This is a genomic window from Aliinostoc sp. HNIBRCY26, from assembly GCF_050235535.1.
In the GTDB taxonomy this organism is placed as follows: domain Bacteria; phylum Cyanobacteriota; class Cyanobacteriia; order Cyanobacteriales; family Nostocaceae; genus Trichormus.
Map to the genome: position 1 here is coordinate 6680942 of NZ_CP189852.1, position 17106 is coordinate 6698047.

Below are 17106 nucleotides of genomic sequence, written 5' to 3' on the forward strand. Positions count from 1 at the left end.
TTCCCATGAACCACCAACAGACCTCTAGTGATTTTATCTACGAAGATTGGAGTTTAATTGAGACTCAGTTTAAACCTGAGCAAATTAACTCTAGGGAAACTATTTTTACTATTGGTAATGGATATTTAGGTACAAGGGGTAGTTTTGAAGAAGGTTATAGTCGTAGTCTACCCGCTACATTTATTCATGGTGTTTATGATGATGTGCCGATTGTTTATACAGAATTGGCTAACTGTCCTAATTGGCTACCTTTAGTAGTCACAATTGATGGCGATCGCTTTCATATGGATCAGGGGGAAATCTTATCATATAAACGACAACTTAATTTGCGTCATGGTCTTTTGAGTCGTTGGGTGCGTTGGCGCAGTCCCAAAAATAAAATTATTGATATCCACTTTGAACGCTTCGCTTCTTTAGCTGATGTGCATATTTTGGGACAACGCTGTCAGTTAACATCCTATGATGGTGAGGCGTTGGTGGAGTTTCAAGCCAGTATCAATGGTTATGCAGAAAACCAAGGTTTTAATCACTGGGAAGCGATAGATCAAGGTAAAAGTAATCAGGGAATTTGGTTACAAAGTCGCACCCGCAGCACCCGCATTGAAATCGCGATGGCGGCGAAAATGACTATATCGGGAACAGAAGCTGCTATGCAGGTTAGCACCGTCCCTGGTTATCCCAGCATCAGTACGACTTTTTTAGCCGCATCTCAACAAACTGTCACAGTAGAAAACATCGTCACAGTATTTACCTCACGGGACACAGAAACACCAGTGACTACCGCCCAAGCTAAACTAGCAGACATCGCTGATTACGCAACATTATTTCAAGATAATCAGCAAGCTTGGGATCAAGTGTGGCAAACTAGCGATATCGTCATCGAAGGTGATAGTCAAGCTGCCTTTGCTGTCCGCTACAATCTGTTTCAGTTATTGATAGCCGCCCCACATCATGATGAGCAGGTGAGTATTCCCGCCAAAACTCTGTCAGGATTTGGTTATCGGGGACATATCTTTTGGGATACAGAAATTTTTATCTTGCCATTTTTTACTTATACTCATCCAGATGTCGCCCGAAATTTACTCACTTACCGCTACCACACCATAGCAGGCGCAAGACGCAAAGCATCGCATTACGGCTTCAAAGGTGCAATGTATCCGTGGGAAAGTGCGGATACAGGGGATGAAGTTACCCCCAGATGGTCGCTACCGAATAATTATTATGGTGAAGATGTGCGAATATGGTGTCGCGATCGCGAAATTCACAACAGTGCAGATATCGCCTATGCTGTTTATCATTATTGGCAAGCTACAGGCGATGATGAATGGATGCGCGACTATGGCGCAGAGATCATCTTAGATACGGCTATCTTTTGGGGTAGTCGGGTAGAATTTAACTCCCAAGAAAATAGATATGAGATTCGCGGTGTCATTGGTGCAGATGAATATCACGAATTTGTGCATAACAACACCTTTACTAACCGTATGGTGCAATGGCATTTAGAACAAGCCTTAAAAGTCTTGGCTTGGTTGCAGCAAAAATTCCCCGAAACAGCCGCCCAACTCGCCACTAAGTTACAAATTCCCCCAGAAATCTCCACCTATTGGCAAGATATTATCAATAAAATTTGGATTCTCTACAATTCTGAAACGCAATTAATTGAACAGTTTGAGGGATTTTTCCAATTAAAAGATATTGACCTCACAGAATACGAACCCCGCCAAAAATCAATCCAAGCCGTTTTAGGGATGGAAGGAACTAACTACACTCAAGTCCTGAAACAGCCAGATGTTTTGATGTTGTTGTACTTGATGCGACCATTAGCAGAGTTTCCTTACGATGAAGAAATATTAGCCGCAAATTGGCATTATTACGCACCCCGCACAGATATCACCTATGGTTCATCTTTAGGGCCAGCCATTCACGGCATTTTAGCTTCAGACTTAGGCGATTCAACAAGAGCTTACAAACGCTTTATGCAAGCCGCAATGGTAGATTTAGAAGACAGTCGCGGTAACACCCAAGATGGGATTCACGGTGCTAGTGCAGGCGGTGTTTGGCAAGCAGTAGTTTTCGGTTTTGGCGGCATTCAATTTACAGAAAATGCACCCGTAGCCCATCCCCATCTACCCCCCGGTTGGTCACGCCTAAAATTTCAGCTACGCTGGCGTGGTCAGTGGTATAAGTTCGACCTGCGTACCGGGGAAGAGGCAGGGGTGCAGGGGTGCAGGGGAGCAGAGGAGCAGAGGAGCAGGGAAGAACAATACAATACCCCATACCCAATGCCCAATGCCCCATTTCCCATGCCCCATCCCGATATTCGCGGGTTTATCTTTGACTTAGACGGTGTATTGACGGATACGGCTGAATATCATTACTTAGCCTGGCAAAAATTAGCAGATGAGGAAGGTATCCCCTTTAATCGGGAGAAAAATGAGGCTTTACGGGGTGTGTCTCGTCGCGCCTCCTTAATGCTGATTATTGGTGATAGACCTTATTCAGAAGACCAAGTTCAAGAGATGATGGCACGGAAAAACGGCTATTACGAACAGATGATTGAAAATATCACCGCCAAGGATTTATTACCGGGAGCGATCGCACTTTTGCATGAACTCAGACAAGCCAAAATTAAAATTGCGATCGCATCCGGTAGTAAAAATGCTCGCACAGTCATTACCAAACTCGGTATTGCTGACCTCATCGACTCATTGGCTGACGGCTACAGCGTCCAAAAAGCCAAACCTGCCCCTGATTTATTCCTCTATGCTGCTCATCAGCTAGATTTAAACCCGTCCCAGTGCGTTGTTGTGGAAGATGCAGCCGCAGGTGTGGAAGCAGCCTTAGCCGGTGGGATGTGGGCTATAGGTATCGGCCCCGTCGAACGGGTAGGAAAAGCCCATATAGTCCTCCCCAACCTAGCAGGTGTGACTTGGAAAGATTTACAGTTTCGATTCACTCACAAACTTTCAACTAGTTAAACTAGTTATTTAAATATGGAACTGCAATCAGTTAGCCTAGAAATTCCTCAAGGTTGTAACCTCATCTTAGGTCAAACCCACTTTATTAAAACAGTGGAAGACTTGTATGAAATTATGGTGGGGATATCAGCACAAGTTAAATTTGGTATTGCTTTTTGTGAAGCTTCAGGAGATTGTTTAATTAGAATTGCTAGCAATGATCTATCCTTACAAGAAATAGCCACTAGATATGCTCAAGCTATAGGTTCAGGTCACACTTTTCTGATTGTTTTTAAACAAGCTTATCCTATTAATTTCCTCAATGCTATTAAGCAATGTCCAGAGGTTTGTACAATTTACTGTGCTACAGCTAATCCTGTACAGGTAATTTTAGCTGAAACTGAGCAAGGTAGGGGAATTTTGGGGATAGTTGACGGCTTTTCACCCCAAGGTATAGAAACAACTGAGGATGTGAACGCAAGACATAATTTACTCCGGCACATCGGTTATAAGTTATAAACAATGGCAAGAATATGGCTAACAATTATCAGGAAAAAATCATTACCCTGTGGATAGTTTTTCTTTTGGGGACACTATTTCATACCCAATTGGGTTTAATGCCTCTCTTCCACGGATTGAGTGTAATTGAATCGCAAAAAGCAACATCAATGAATCAAATATCAATCATTATGTGGTTAATGTTGGGATTTTTTACTATACCAATATTGGCAATTATCGCTACAGTTTTTACTGCTAATAGACGCTATCGAGTAATTCATTTCGGGTTAACAATATTCTACAGCGTCCTCAATTTAGCTCATTTAGTATTAGATTTACTTTTGCCTCAAGTTATTTGGTATCAAATCACCCTAATGGTAATACTATTTTTGATTGGTTTGTTATTAAATCTTGTAGCTTTCCAATGGATGAAAGCACCAATTAAAAATCATCAAGGTGATTTGAGTCATTAGTCATTAGTCATTAGTCAAGGGTAAACATTTAACAATTTTTAATTGCTTTGTTCCTATATTTTGTCGGAAAAAGTTAGGTTAATAAATCGCCCCTGGTGGGCGTACTCCTTCCCTCTGGGACGCTCCGCGAACGGAGAAGCAAGCTACGCGTTAGCGTCTCGTCAGATAAAAAAGCCTTGTTTCCCTTGGCGCAGCCTCTCATAGATAAGGTAGGTAAAAATCCCAACCCTTGTGGGTAGCTGAATTAATTGCGAATTGCGAATTGCGAATTGCGAATTGCGAATTGGTTTTATTTCTTTGGTCTTTGTTGTGAAATCTCGATAGTGTAGTTATATTCTCTCTGTGATATATTACCTACACTAACTGAGTAATTACCAGTAGGCCAGTAACCTGATAATTCTGCTTCGTTATTCGTGGAACTTTCTGCGATTACACAAAAACGTCCTCCAGGCCCATCTATTAACAACGTGGGTTTTCCTGTACCTTTAGCTGTTACACGCAGATAGGGTAAAGCCTCTGTGACTCTAATCACATGATTGGGTGTGCTGGAGATATTACCACAGTTACTAGTAACAGTTGTGTTAGATGTACCATTAACAACCAGTGGATCAGAAGGTAAGTTCCGGCTAACTTGAATTGTGGGTGTTTGAGCTGCGATCGCCTGTGTCAGAGATACACTCATTACTAAGGTAGCAGTCAGAACTTTTAATAATTTAAAAGTTTTCATATATTCAGTATCTCTCAAAATAATTTTTGACATAAACATCCTGATTAAATAGACGCGGAGAAATAAGCATTGTTCCTAATGTTTAATGTATAAAATTTTATAAATTTATTTAACTCTATGTATAACTCAAGTATGAAAATCAGATGAAGTGAGTAAATTATATGGAAATTCGTAATAATTTCAGTATATATCTACAGGCTTGAAAATTCTGATTATGCAACCTGAATATAGATATAGTGAAATCCTCACCCCAAAATAAGCATTAATAGTTAAATTAACCTACGCAAATAGGTACGCGATCGCAAGACATTAGCTAAAATCACAAACAAAACCATCAGAGATCATGGGAAATGACGCAGGGATGAAAAATTATAAATTTGAGCAGCAGGCAATAGCTACGCAACAATTAAAAATTTTTAGTAGTAAATTTTACCTGATACTCAATTAACCCTGCGTAAATTACTAAGACGAAAATCTGATGGTTTTGTTGTTTAAAAATGTCTTAACTGAGGTAAAACATTAATGAATCCTCAATCAGAAGAAGAATTAAAACGCCGACTCCAACAACTAGAGGCTGATCTCAATTCTGCCCCTGGAGAGTCAACACCAAAACAGACTACCCAGTTTAGTTGGCTGAATTGGCAACAACAGTTAGAACGAGGAAAACTTTGGTTTCAAAGCTTATCAGGGACAGGCAAGCTAGTATTTATCGGCGTAGCTGGCTTACTGGGCTTGTCAATTGTACAGATGGTACTGAAATTAGTAGTATCTGCCATCAGTCTGGCACTGTTAGCAGGGGTAGTGTATCTTGGATACAAATTTTTCGTATCTGGTAACAGGCCGAATCAATAGAGGCTGTTGGGGGCTGGGGATTGGGGACTGGGGATTGGGGACTGGGGACTGGGGACTGGGGACTGGGGACTGGGGACTGGGGACTGGGGACTGGGGACTGGGGACAAGTAGACAAGGGGGACAAGGTAGACAAGGTAGATTTTTATTCCCATGCCCAATTCCCGATTCCCAATGCCCAATGCCCAATTCCCAAATTACCAGCAGCATAAAAATAAATACACAGGTAACTATATAATGGCTACTCCAATTGTTAAAAAAAATAATACTAATCAATCTAACGCTACTAAAAATACAGCTAAAACCAATTCTCTAGTCACAAGACGCTTGGCTGCTTGGGCAGTGGAAATGACGTTGTTACTGGCTAGTGGACTAGTTCCTTTTGGTTTGGGTGTATACGCTAACTCTCGTAGTGATCTCAATCGAGTGCCACTTAACCCTGTACTAGTAGTAACAGAAAGAGCGATCGCACGTCCTCTAGCTTTACCTGCTAGCTACGGTATTCGCAATGTAGCATCGCCAACTAATATTCTCTGGTCAATTGCTTTAATTGCCCCCACTGTTCTTTCTTGGTGGCAATTATATTTACTCGCCAAAACCGGCAGCACTTTACCTAAACGTTGGTTTGGTGTACGAGTCGTCAACGAAGAAGGAACACCCGCTGGTTTAGCGGCTATATTTGTCCGTGAAGGTATCGGTCGCTTAACTGTACCTATGTCTATTGCCTACATTCTCTGGCGTTATAGCTTTGCTTTCCCCAACTTAGGATTATTCACTTCCCTAGCAGTATTAATGATATTGGGCGAAGGTTTAGCTTTACCTTCACGCCGAGGACGCAAGGCACTACATGACTGGCTAGCAGGTACTTACGTCATTGATGCTCATCGTCCTACAGTGGTAGCAGATGCGGCTGTTAGTGGACGGAGTTTACCTGCTGCTGGTAGTTCCACCAATGTACCAGAGGGAAGTGAAGCATCAGCAACAGCCGCAATGGCCATCACTCCAGACAACAGCAATTTAGTTTCATTGTGGCGACGGATGCAGCAAAACCCCAACTTAACTTTGTTTGGGGTAGCGTTGACCAGTATGACGGCGGTATTAGCGACTTTAATCGGTACACAAGTTTATCTGCAAAGTCAGCAAAGCCATCGGGAGTCACAAAAAATCAATAGTCAACAGTTTTTGGCACTAGTCAAACAATTGAGTCCCGATTCTGGGGCGACAATTTCAGAACGCCAAAGCTTAATTTTGGCTATGGGTAGTCTTAATGACCAGCAATCTATCCAGTTCTTGACCGATATGATGGTCAATGAAACTAACCCCATCTTGATAGATACAATTCAACAAGCACTCACTAGTATTGGTATCCCCACCATTACTGAACTACACAACAAAAATCAGTTTTTAGCGGGTGAATTACAGTCCGTCAACAGCGCATCTCCAGAACGAGAAATCAGGCAAAAACGGTTACAAGTTAACCAACAAACTATCAATAAAATTCTCAGTGTTTATAGTGGCAAAGCCCAAAATCTCGATCTCAGTCGCGTTCAATTAGGGCAAAGTGGTACTCCTGGTAGTTCATTCTTTAGCTTAGTTCTGGATAATACTGACCTGTCAGGGATCAATTTTAAATCTGCCAATCTCAACCAAGCTAATTTTAAAGGTAGCCGTTTCCGTAGTCCTGGCGAAGATGGGCGTTTAGACACTTATGATGATGTCGTATCTGATTTAACTCAAGCTCAGATGCAACAGGCTAATTTCACTGATGCTAATCTCAGCCGTGTCCTGATGATTGGTAGTGATTTAAGTCGTGCTACCCTCAACCGAGCCAATTTAGCCAATGCCCGCCTAGTTGGTGCTAACCTCAGCAGTAGTCAGTTAGTCGGGGCTGATTTACGCGGTGCAGTCCTAGAAAATGCCAGCTTGACGGGGGCAGACTTAGGAGATGCTAAATTTAAAGATGCAAATTTGTATGGTGCGCGTCTGGGTCGTGTGATTGCCATTGGTACACAATTATCGTTTGCTAACCTCACTAAAACAGATTGGCAAGCATCAGACCTATCAGGCGCAGACTTAGAAAGAGCGAACCTCACCAATGCTAACCTAAGAGCAACACGCCTGACGGGTGCGATTTTACGATCTGCCCAGTTAGAAAATGCTAACTTACAAAACGCCGACTTGAGTTTAGTTGATTTAAGAGGCGCAAACGTTGCTGGTGCTGATTTCCAAGGCGCAATTCTCACCCCCAACAGACAAGACCCCTCAGATCAATTTGTCCAAACTCCAGACGTTGGCTCAGTCTCGGCGGTAGTCAAAGGTGTAGACTTTTCCCAAGCCAAAAATTTAGACGCAAGACAAATTGCCTACATTTGTACCCAAGGCGGTCTTCATCCTCGGTGTCCATAATTAGGGGTTTAGGGGTTTAGGGGTATGGGAGAGATTTTATTTATCCTAATGCCCCATGCCCTATGCCCTATGCCCCATGCCCCATGCCCCATTAAGTAAAGATTTTGCCTTGAGCATCAGTATTCAATTAAACTGGGAGAATCTCAGATGGTGTGAGGAATTGGGTGATGAAATATATACATCATTTAGTTGCAGGTTTAGGAATAAGTTCAATATTGGGTTTGACTATTAATACTCAGTCAGCACAAGCACAGGTTGCCTATGGTAGTTATGTAGGTGTGGGGCCGACCGTTGGGTTGACCGATAGTGTACAAGTAGGTGGGGTGTTGGCTTTTCGTTACAAACTTTTAGAAGCACCAATTTCTTTTCGCGCTCAAGCTTTGGTAGGTCAGAATACAGCAGTTGTACCTACGGTTTCTTATGATGTGCCTCTCAATTGGCAAACTGATGCTTATTTAGGTGCTGGCTTAGTTTTAACTGGTGGCGATAGTGCTTCTCCTGTAGGTGACAAAATCAGTTTTGCTTTGCAACCTGGTGTTGATTATGTTGTCCCCAACAGTAATACCGTACTTTTTGGTAATGCGATCATCGCTTTTGATGCCTATCGTAACGGTGGCGGCGCGGCTGTCTCTGTTCAGGGTGGTGTTGGGTTGCGTTTTTAGTGGTCAATAGTCATTAGTCATTAGTCAATAGTCATTAGTCATTAGTCAATAGTCATGAGTCATTAGTCAATAGTCATTAGTCATTAGAGAACAGGGAACAGTTTTTTTCATCTCCTACCTTGTCTACCTTGTCTACCTTGTCTACCTTGTCTACCTTGTCTACCTTGTCTACCTTGTCCCCAGTCCCCAATCCCCAGTCCCCATCTGCCGTATTAGACACCTTGAGTGAGTTTCTTTTCATGCGATGATAATCGTTATCAATCTCATGGAAGTTATATTATGACAGTGCAAGATTCGCCTTTAAAAAACGATATCCTAGTGCATCGTCCTCGCCGTTTGCGTCGTACGGCGGCTTTGCGGCGGATGGTGCAGGAGACTACGCTTTCAGTGAATGATTTGATTTATCCTGTGTTTGTGATGGAGGGTAAAGGACAAAGAGTCGAAGTATCCTCTATGCCAGGATGTTATCGCTATACTTTAGATTTGTTATTGCAGGAAGTAAAAGAAGCGTTTGATTTAGGAGTTAATGCGATCGCACTTTTTCCGGTAATATCAGAATCACTCAAAGATGACACCGGTACAGAAAGCTATAATCCCGATGGGTTAGTACAGCGCACTGTCAAAGCCATTAAACAGGCAATACCAGAGATTGTAGTTATTACAGATGTGGCTCTTGATCCCTTTACAACTCACGGTCATGATGGGTTAGTCGATGAGCAAGGGATTATTTTGAATGATCCCACGGTGGAAGTATTAGTGAAAATGGCACTGTCACAAGCTGAAGCTGGAACTGATTTTGTCGCACCTTCTGACATGATGGATGGTAGAGTCGGGGCAATTCGTCAAGCTTTAGATGCTGCTGGATATATTCATGTCGGGATTTTGGCCTATTCAGCTAAGTACGCCTCTGCTTATTATGGGCCTTTCCGCGATGCTTTAGATTCTGCACCGAAGTTTGGGGATAAAAAAACCTATCAAATGGATGCAGCTAACGCTAGAGAAGCTATAAAAGAAGTCAATTTAGATATCGTTGAGGGTGCAGATATTGTCATGGTCAAACCTGCCCTAGCCTATCTTGATATTATTCATCAAATCCGCAACACTACACAACTACCAGTTGCTGCGTATAACGTCAGTGGTGAATATGCGATGATTAAGGCGGCTGCACAGATGGGCTGGATTGATGAGAAAAGAATTATTTTAGAAACTTTAACCAGCATCAAACGAGCTGGTGCTGATTTAATCTTGACCTACTTTGCTAAAGAAGTAGCTTTGATGCTGGCGTATGGCGTGAAATAGGGGCATAGGGCATGGGGCATTGGGCATTGGGTAATAATATTAATCAATGCTCGATTCCCAGTTCCCAGTTCCCAATTCCCAGTTCCCAGTTCCCAGTTCCCAATCCCCAATCCCCAATCATTCCTGTAACAACCAAACACCTGTGTAAGTCATGCCGGAATCATCGGGTTGTACTATCAGAAAATGTAGCCCTCGACTTTGCTGTTTGCGCTGTTCGTAAACTTTGGCGGCGGCGGTAACTTCTGTGTCTTCAAAAGTTACTAAAATCCATCTATCTACTAAACCTGCTTCTAAAACTAAACCATCTGGCGCACCAGCAATATATTCAAGAGAGACGGGATTTACTGATTGTAGCCATTGAGCTAAACGGAGCGATCGCCTACCACCAAAAATCACTACACCAGGAATTGCTACTGTTGATGCCAAACCTAGATTTAGGGGTTGTAGAGATTCTGGCATAGAGACAATGGGAATTGGGCGATCGCTAAATAAATCCACAAGATCACCAGCCGGAATTGTCGCAAATCGCCATTCTTCCCCCCAAAGGTTTTCCGGTAAGGGTAATGGCGGCGGTTTATCTATGGCGATGGGATATTGCTTTTGTGTCAACCACTCTTTCAAAGCTACAGTTTGGCGATGAGGCACAACTTTGACACCTAAATTTTCCCCAGCCGTCTCAATTAAACTCAAGGATTGGGGACGAAATACCTGAATTATATCTGGTAACTTGCCATTAGCCGCCTGCTGAAACTGCATAGTTAACCAACTGGCGTTAGCCTCAGACTGAAGACAGATAGCGGTATATTCAAAACTACGAGTAGAATCACAAATTAACAACTCCCATAAAGTATGACCTGCGGCATCCTTATGAGGACTACGATAAAAATCAGCTTGCCAAACCAAACTCATGAGTTGCTTTAGGGGTATAGGGGTGTAATACCAATTCGCAATTCGCAATTCGCAATTCGCAATTTGGTATAAGGGTGTAAGGGTGTAGGGGAAATACACTTTAAAACTTCATTTAGAGTTTCTCATTAGTTTGGTTACTGAAGAATAATTTATTCCCAATGCCCAATCCCCAGTCCCCAGTCCCCAATCCCCAGTCCCTCAAATTAAAGCAAAAGCGATCGCATGATGGCGAATGTGGTCTTCTATAAAACTGGCGATAAAATAGTAACTGTGGTCATAACCTGCTTGATATCGTAAGTTTAGGGGTTGGTTAACAGTTTTACAAGCTTGGGCAAATATATTTGTGAGTAGTTGTGCTTCTAAAAATTTATCAGCAGTCCCTTGATCTATCAAAATTGAACTGTGAAAGCCAACTTGCTGTACTAATTCGCTAGCATCATAAGCACGCCAAGTTTCTTGATTACTACCTAAATAACCTTGAAAAGCTTTTTGTCCCCAAGGACAACGCATCGGTGCAACTATGGGTGCAAATGCTGATACTGATTTGTATAAATTAGGATTTCGCATTGCACATACTAACGCCCCGTGTCCGCCCATTGAATGACCGCAAATCCCTTGATTTTCAGGTTGTGCGGGGAAATTAGCAGCAATGATAGCTGGTAATTCTTGCACGATATAATTATACATTTGATAGTGCGATCGCCAAGGTGCTTCTGTCGCATCCACATAAAAACCCGCACCACTACCAAAATCCCAATCATCGTCCTCACCAGCAATTCCAGTGTTACGGGGACTAGTATCCGGTGCAACCAACATCAAACCATACTCAGCCGCATAACGTTGCGCCCCAGCTTTGACGATAAAATTTTCTTCAGTACAAGTTAAACCAGAGAGAAAATAGAGAACGGGTACAGGGTTTTGGCTAGCTTGTGGTGGCTGATAGACAGCAAAACGCATTTCACTATTGCAGCTGGAAGAGTGATGAGAATAAAAGCCGATTTGACCGTCAAAATTTTTATATTCAGAGATTAAATTAAGATTATTCATAATTGCAGCAGTTTTCATTCAAAATATGAATGAGTTTAACTTGACTTGTAAAAAATAATAGCGATCGCATCTGTAAATTAACGTGAGTCTTTTTTGACCTCTCCCCCAGCCCCTCTCCGATGCGGAGAGGGGAGTAAAGAGCTAAAATATCAACGAAAAATGCGGGTTTTAAAGCCTATCTCCTTGCAGGGGAGAGGTTTGGAGAGGGGTTAGTTTAAAATTTGGACTTACCGTCACCTATTACTTGTATTTCGTGATAATTAGACAACTGTGAGTCATTAACCCAGATTGCTTGTTGGGGGACGGGAATATGAACTCCGGCTTGGTCAAAGGCGACTTTAAGACGGCGGCGATATTCTCGTGCGACATCCCATTGCTTGAGGGGTTGGGTTTTAATCCATACTCTAATCATTAAACCGCGATCGCCGAAATTATCGATACCCAAAACTTGTGGTGTTTCGATAATTTGACGTTTCCACAGGATGTCTTGATTCATCTCTAAAGCCACATTTTTAATGAGTTGCAAGGCTTGGTCAATATCCGTTTGATAACCTACAGGAATGACTAAATCAGCTCTTGACCAACGGCTAGAAAGATTGGCCACTACTTTAATTTCACTGTTGGGAATTGTAATCAAGCGTCCTTCTGCATCCCTGACTTGCGTCATCCGCAAATTGAGATTTTCCACTAAACCACCAACATCACCAACAGCAATCACATCTCCTAAAGCATATTGGTCTTCAACGATGATTAAAAAGCCATTAATAGCATCTTTAATCAGATTTTGGGAAGCCAAAGATACCGCCACACCCACTAAACTTGCACCAGCTAGCAAGGGTATGACATCGATACCAAATAAAATGAGTGCGGTTAAAATGCCAAATCCTACCCAGATAATGGTGACAATACTTTTAGTTACCCCAGAAAATGTGGAAACTCGTAATTGTAGACGTTCAGAAGTTTCTGAGTTGAGTAAAGCACCACTGCTTACCAAGACGGTAGTCAAACGGTCAATCAGAGCATAACTCAAACGGGTAACTACATAAGTTCCTAGTAAAACCAGACCTATTTTCAAAGGAATTTGAGCAGCTGTGACAATCCCTACTTGCAGTATGCGTGTATAGGGAAATAAACCCAACATCACAAAACCGCCGCCACTCCAAATTCCAGCTTGAGCAATTTGAAACAACCGTTTTTTAACTTCTTGCAAATGCTGATGCTGCTGCTGATTGAGTTGAGTAGTAATGTTTTGCGTATCTGGTGAAGTTCGTGGAATTGGAATCACGCGATGTTTTTTAGTTCGTTGCTGCCAACTATACACACCCCAACTAGCTACAAGCATCGCTACTCCAAGACCCGCAGCAATCTGACCTTGGTTGATGAGAAATTGGGGTTGTCGTTCTTGTTTAGCTTGTTCTAACCCTGCTTTTAAATCTTGTGCAATTTGATTAGCCAATGTTGACGGATCTACCTGTTGTAGTGCAGCATCTGCGGTAGTAACCGTCATCAGATATTGACCATTAACTTCAATTACTGGTAGCCCATTGATAGTTCTGGTATCTACCTTAACTTGTTTATCCTTAGACTGAAAGAAAGTGCGGCTAATTTCCGCTAAATTCTGTTGAATATTCTGTGAACGAGCCGAAAAATCGCTTTTGGATGCTGATATTTGAAACAATCGGCGACCGTCTAAATATACCCAGTCGGCAACAGTTCTGTCACTATTCTCATTACTCACACTGCCAGAAACTGACAGTTGAGGTAAAAGAGGAATCTGGGCTGTAGCTTTTGGTACAAATGCAACAGAAACAACCATTGCACCTGCGATCGCCAAAAATTTAACGCGCACTCAAACACCTCCTAATTTTCTATCGAATCCTGAAGAATTCTCTACGATTAAATTCGGTAATTGTACCTATCCATAGATAGAAGACTGGGTAGTGAGTGCTGAGTGATGAGTGCTGAGTGCTGAGTAGTGAGTGCTGTTAGCGGAAGCGCGGCGTTTAGCCGGTGCTGAGAGAGGAAGTTAATTCCACCCAGTCCCCAATCCCCAATCCCCAGTCCCCAGTCCCCAATCCCCAGTCCCCAATCCCCAGTCCCCAATCCCCAATCCCCAATCCCCAGAGAAAACTTCGTAATATTCTTACCAAAAATAAAGATAAAAGAAAAAAGCCAAAGATGCAGTTGACAGGGAGCTTATCCACCGTCAGTCTAGTTCAGGGAAGCTAAAACTAGGTATTTGGTAATTACAGCCAAATTTCCTGAGTCGTGGCATACTCAAGAAGGGTGCGTGTAAAAATACGTATCTCTCGTTACTTTTTTTTGAGGAAACTAGTTTAATGACCGCAACATCTCCCCGATTAAAGCACGAGGTTAAAGACCTCGGCCTCGCTCCCTTGGGAAGACAGCGTATTGAATGGGCTGGACGCGAAATGCCTGTATTACGGCAAATCCGCGATCGCTTTGCCAAAGAAAAACCCTTTGCTGGTTTACGTTTGGTAGCTTGCGCCCACGTTACCACTGAAACAGCACATTTGGCGATCGCGCTCAAGGCTGGTGGTGCAGACGCGCTGTTAATTGCGAGTAATCCTTTATCAACTCAAGATGACGTAGCAGCTTGCTTAGTCACAGATTACGAAATTCCTGTATTTGCGATTAAAGGCGAAGACGCACAAACTTACAATCGCCACGTCCAAATCGCTTTAGATCACCGTCCCAATATCATCATTGATGATGGTAGTGACGTAGTAGCTACCCTAGTACAAGAACGCCAACATCAAATCGCTGATTTGATTGGTACTACTGAAGAAACAACCACTGGGATTGTGCGCCTCAAAGCCATGTTTAATGATGGCGTTCTCACTTTCCCCGCAGTCAACGTTAACGACGCTGACACCAAGCATTTCTTTGATAACCGTTACGGTACTGGTCAATCTACCCTAGACGGTATCATCCGCGCTACAAATATTCTTTTAGCTGGTAAAACTGTAGTTGTCGTTGGCTACGGTTGGTGTGGTAAAGGTACAGCACTCCGCGCCCGTGGTTTAGGTGCTAACGTGATTGTCACCGAAATCGACCCCATCAAAGCCATCGAAGCAGTAATGGATGGTTTCCGTGTATTACCAATGGCGGAAGCTGCATCCCAAGGCGATTTGTTCATTACTGTGACTGGTAACAAGCACGTCATTCGTGGTGAACATTTCGAGGTCATGAAAGACGGTGCGATCGTTTGTAACTCTGGTCACTTTGACATTGAACTTGACCTGAAATACTTAGCTAGCAAAGCCACCGAAGTCAAACAAGTCCGCCCCTTCACAGAACAATATCAACTCCCCAGTGGTAAATCCGTGATTGTATTGGGTGAAGGTCGCTTAATCAACCTCGCTGCGGCTGAAGGACATCCTAGCGCAGTTATGGATATGAGTTTTGCGAATCAGGCGTTAGCTTGTGAATACCTAGTGAAAAACAAAGGTACATTACAACCTGGCTTACATTCAGTTCCTACTGAAGTAGACCAAGAAATTGCTCGTTTGAAGTTGCAAGCTTTAGGTATTTACATTGATAGCTTGACCCCTGAGCAAATTGAGTACATCAATTCTTGGCAATCTGGAACTTAATTTATTGATTAGTTGATTTTTTTAGGGATAGGCTTTCGGGCTTATCCCTTTTTTGTTGCTCATACAAAAACGCAAAAAAAGCAAAATGAATTTTAAATTCAAAATCTATTAATTCGGATAAATCAATCATGATTTGATTCAATGATTCTTTATGTTTGATTTCCCAATTACTAAATCTGATCACATTCCATCCTTCTATCATTAATTTTCTATCTTGTCGTAAGTTGTTAGAATACTCTTCTTCACTAGCTAACCATCGTCCATCATTTATACTACGAATAGGAGTAGCATAATGACTGATATCGTCTATAAAAATAGCAAATCTTTTATTTTTCCAGAATGCTACAAAATCCACTCTGTATATATCTTTACTATTCAGAGATGTTTTAGAATTTAAAGATTTTTTTGACTGTGAATGCCACTGTATCCATGCTTGAGGTATGAGAAAAGGTACATTGTTTTTAGTCATTTTAAAAAAATTAGCATAATATAAAAAAAATTGTTCTTCGTATTTAGTTTGATTTGCTTTCCGCAAGAATATTTTAAAATTTTCATCAGTTCCTAATACCATGTTGAAGTTACTTATTAATTTTTGATAAGTCAAATCCGGATAAACATCGAAATTAATAATACCGATACCATTTTCCCATTCAAATTTTAATATCTGAGTACCATTATTAAGTTTTATGGCTAATCCCGGCTTTAATTTACCAAATGGTAAGCCAAGAGGGAACTGTGATTTAAATGATATTTCTTTGGGAATAATTGGCTGGGAAATGACTTTATTTCCATCTAGTTGAAAACCAAAGTTTTGCAGATTAAAGCGAAAATCATCTTTTTCTTCATTAGATAAATTAGGGTTATATAATATACTTTCTATAACTTTAATTAATTTTTCGACTGTTAGTAAACTTGACCATTCTTCTGCATCAAGAAAAGAATTTACAAGGGGACGACGATTTACAATTTGGATAGATTCGTCCCTAGTAAAGCCAGCATCAGAAAAAATTTTATTTATTATCTTTAACGTGAAATTATTACAACAAAAATCTTCAATATAAATTTTTAAACCTGTTACAAGTGGGTTGTTCATGGTAAAAACATAAGTAATAAAAATATCCTTTACAAGAAAGCATTAATATATGTTATATTTTATGCTTATGCTTACATTTTAGAAAAAAATAATAATGTATACAAAATAATAAATTATTTATAATAAATCTCGACTCAATTCAGGAGAAATAATATGTCTTTTCATCCTTGCACATCTCTTGCTTTCCGTAATTTCTCTCTCATGTTTTCAATTACAATATCCCCTTCCATACCTTCTCCTCTATCCAATTGCTCAATAGCAACATTCACCTTATCTCTTGTTTCATCTACCCAGTCTTGATAACCTTTTTCCCACTCTAAAAGTAATTTTAAAGCCTTGCTAATCACATCTTCTGCATTAGCATATCTACCTGTAGCAATTTGGTCTTGGATAATTTTTTCTAATTCCGGCTGAATTTGGATATTCATAACTATTATGCGATTGGGCATTTATATATTCTATGATAATTCTCTTGCTTGGAATCTTTGCGCCTTAGTGTTACATAAGTAAGGTTCATATATATAAAGTTATTTTCATGCTTTCTAGGTTGTGGAGATTTATTTACAAAA

General features: G+C 41.4%; 17 protein-coding genes. 9 read left to right on the forward strand and 8 right to left on the reverse strand.

The genetic code is table 11. From position 1 onward, the window contains the following. Positions 1-5: 5 nt before the first annotated feature. Genes pgmB through ACQFX9_RS28145 form a run of 3 tightly spaced genes read left to right on the forward strand, consistent with a single transcriptional unit; the run spans position 6 to position 3928 of the window. Positions 6-2978, forward strand: coding sequence for a beta-phosphoglucomutase (pgmB, locus tag ACQFX9_RS28135; RefSeq protein ID WP_427159810.1), 2973 nt, complete (start codon positions 6-8; stop codon positions 2976-2978). 15 nt (positions 2979-2993) lie between these two features. Beyond that, entirely contained in the window at positions 2994-3476 is a 483-nt protein-coding gene (locus tag ACQFX9_RS28140; RefSeq protein WP_427159811.1) for an adenosine-specific kinase, read from the forward strand. A gap of 14 nt (positions 3477-3490) precedes the next feature. Continuing rightward, positions 3491-3928: a hypothetical protein gene (locus ACQFX9_RS28145; protein WP_427159812.1), complete on the forward strand. Its 438-nt coding sequence runs from the start codon at positions 3491-3493 to the stop codon at positions 3926-3928. A 289-nt stretch (positions 3929-4217) separates the two neighbouring features. On the opposite strand, the gene ACQFX9_RS28150 is transcribed toward ACQFX9_RS28145, so the two are convergent. Beyond that, complete coding sequence (locus tag ACQFX9_RS28150) at positions 4218-4655, reverse strand: hypothetical protein (protein ID WP_427159813.1); 438 nt, start codon at positions 4653-4655, stop codon at positions 4218-4220. A 522-nt stretch (positions 4656-5177) separates the two neighbouring features. Between ACQFX9_RS28150 and ACQFX9_RS28155 the strand changes: the two genes are divergently transcribed. Beyond that, positions 5178-5507: a hypothetical protein gene (locus ACQFX9_RS28155; protein WP_427159814.1), complete on the forward strand. Its 330-nt coding sequence runs from the start codon at positions 5178-5180 to the stop codon at positions 5505-5507. Here the strand turns inward: ACQFX9_RS28155 and ACQFX9_RS28160 are convergent. Continuing rightward, positions 5501-5659, reverse strand: coding sequence for a hypothetical protein (locus ACQFX9_RS28160; RefSeq protein ID WP_427159815.1), 159 nt, complete (start codon positions 5657-5659; stop codon positions 5501-5503). The genes ACQFX9_RS28155 and ACQFX9_RS28160 overlap by 7 nt on opposite strands. 82 nt (positions 5660-5741) lie before the next feature. Between ACQFX9_RS28160 and ACQFX9_RS28165 the strand changes: the two genes are divergently transcribed. Both ACQFX9_RS28165 and ACQFX9_RS28170 read left to right on the forward strand, forming a co-directional pair. After that, a complete protein-coding gene (locus ACQFX9_RS28165; RefSeq protein ID WP_427159816.1) occupies positions 5742-7910 on the forward strand; it encodes a pentapeptide repeat-containing protein in 2169 nt (722 codons plus the stop codon). Positions 7911-8077: 167 nt separating this feature from the next. After that, a complete protein-coding gene (locus ACQFX9_RS28170) occupies positions 8078-8572 on the forward strand; it encodes a hypothetical protein (protein ID WP_427159817.1) in 495 nt (164 codons plus the stop codon). Between the two features lie 76 nt (positions 8573-8648). Here ACQFX9_RS28170 and ACQFX9_RS28175 read toward each other — a convergent pair whose 3' ends face one another. Beyond that, on the reverse strand, positions 8649-8792 hold the full coding sequence (locus ACQFX9_RS28175; RefSeq protein ID WP_427159818.1) for a hypothetical protein: 144 nt from the start codon (positions 8790-8792) through the stop codon (positions 8649-8651). A gap of 59 nt (positions 8793-8851) precedes the next feature. Here ACQFX9_RS28175 and hemB point away from each other — a divergent pair, with 59 nt between their 5' ends. Next, a complete protein-coding gene (gene hemB / locus ACQFX9_RS28180) occupies positions 8852-9871 on the forward strand; it encodes a porphobilinogen synthase (protein WP_427159819.1) in 1020 nt (339 codons plus the stop codon). Between the two features lie 117 nt (positions 9872-9988). On the opposite strand, the gene ACQFX9_RS28185 is transcribed toward hemB, so the two are convergent. The 3 genes from ACQFX9_RS28185 to ACQFX9_RS28195 form a co-directional block, all read right to left on the reverse strand. Next, positions 9989-10780, reverse strand: a complete 792-nt coding sequence (locus ACQFX9_RS28185) for a Tab2/Atab2 family RNA-binding protein (protein ID WP_427159820.1) — start codon at positions 10778-10780, stop codon at positions 9989-9991. Between the two features lie 198 nt (positions 10781-10978). Further along, positions 10979-11827, reverse strand: a complete 849-nt coding sequence (gene fghA / locus ACQFX9_RS28190) for an S-formylglutathione hydrolase (protein WP_427159821.1) — start codon at positions 11825-11827, stop codon at positions 10979-10981. A 214-nt stretch (positions 11828-12041) separates the two neighbouring features. Further along, positions 12042-13676 carry a mechanosensitive ion channel family protein gene (locus ACQFX9_RS28195; protein ID WP_427159822.1) on the reverse strand — a complete coding sequence of 545 codons (1635 nt, stop codon included), beginning with the start codon at positions 13674-13676 and terminating at the stop codon, positions 12042-12044. A 161-nt stretch (positions 13677-13837) separates the two neighbouring features. Here ACQFX9_RS28195 and ACQFX9_RS28200 point away from each other — a divergent pair, with 161 nt between their 5' ends. After that, positions 13838-14056: a hypothetical protein gene (locus ACQFX9_RS28200; RefSeq protein WP_427159823.1), complete on the forward strand. Its 219-nt coding sequence runs from the start codon at positions 13838-13840 to the stop codon at positions 14054-14056. Positions 14057-14166: 110 nt separating this feature from the next. Further along, positions 14167-15444, forward strand: coding sequence for an adenosylhomocysteinase (gene ahcY, locus ACQFX9_RS28205; protein ID WP_427159824.1), 1278 nt, complete (start codon positions 14167-14169; stop codon positions 15442-15444). A 1-nt stretch (position 15445) separates the two neighbouring features. On the opposite strand, the gene ACQFX9_RS28210 is transcribed toward ahcY, so the two are convergent. Together ACQFX9_RS28210 and ACQFX9_RS28215 are read right to left on the reverse strand one after the other, a co-directional pair. Continuing rightward, positions 15446-16537: a hypothetical protein gene (locus ACQFX9_RS28210; protein WP_427159825.1), complete on the reverse strand. Its 1092-nt coding sequence runs from the start codon at positions 16535-16537 to the stop codon at positions 15446-15448. A 161-nt stretch (positions 16538-16698) separates the two neighbouring features. Beyond that, positions 16699-16965, reverse strand: a complete 267-nt coding sequence (locus tag ACQFX9_RS28215; RefSeq protein ID WP_427159826.1) for a ribbon-helix-helix domain-containing protein — start codon at positions 16963-16965, stop codon at positions 16699-16701. Between the last annotated feature and the right edge of the window lie 141 nt (positions 16966-17106).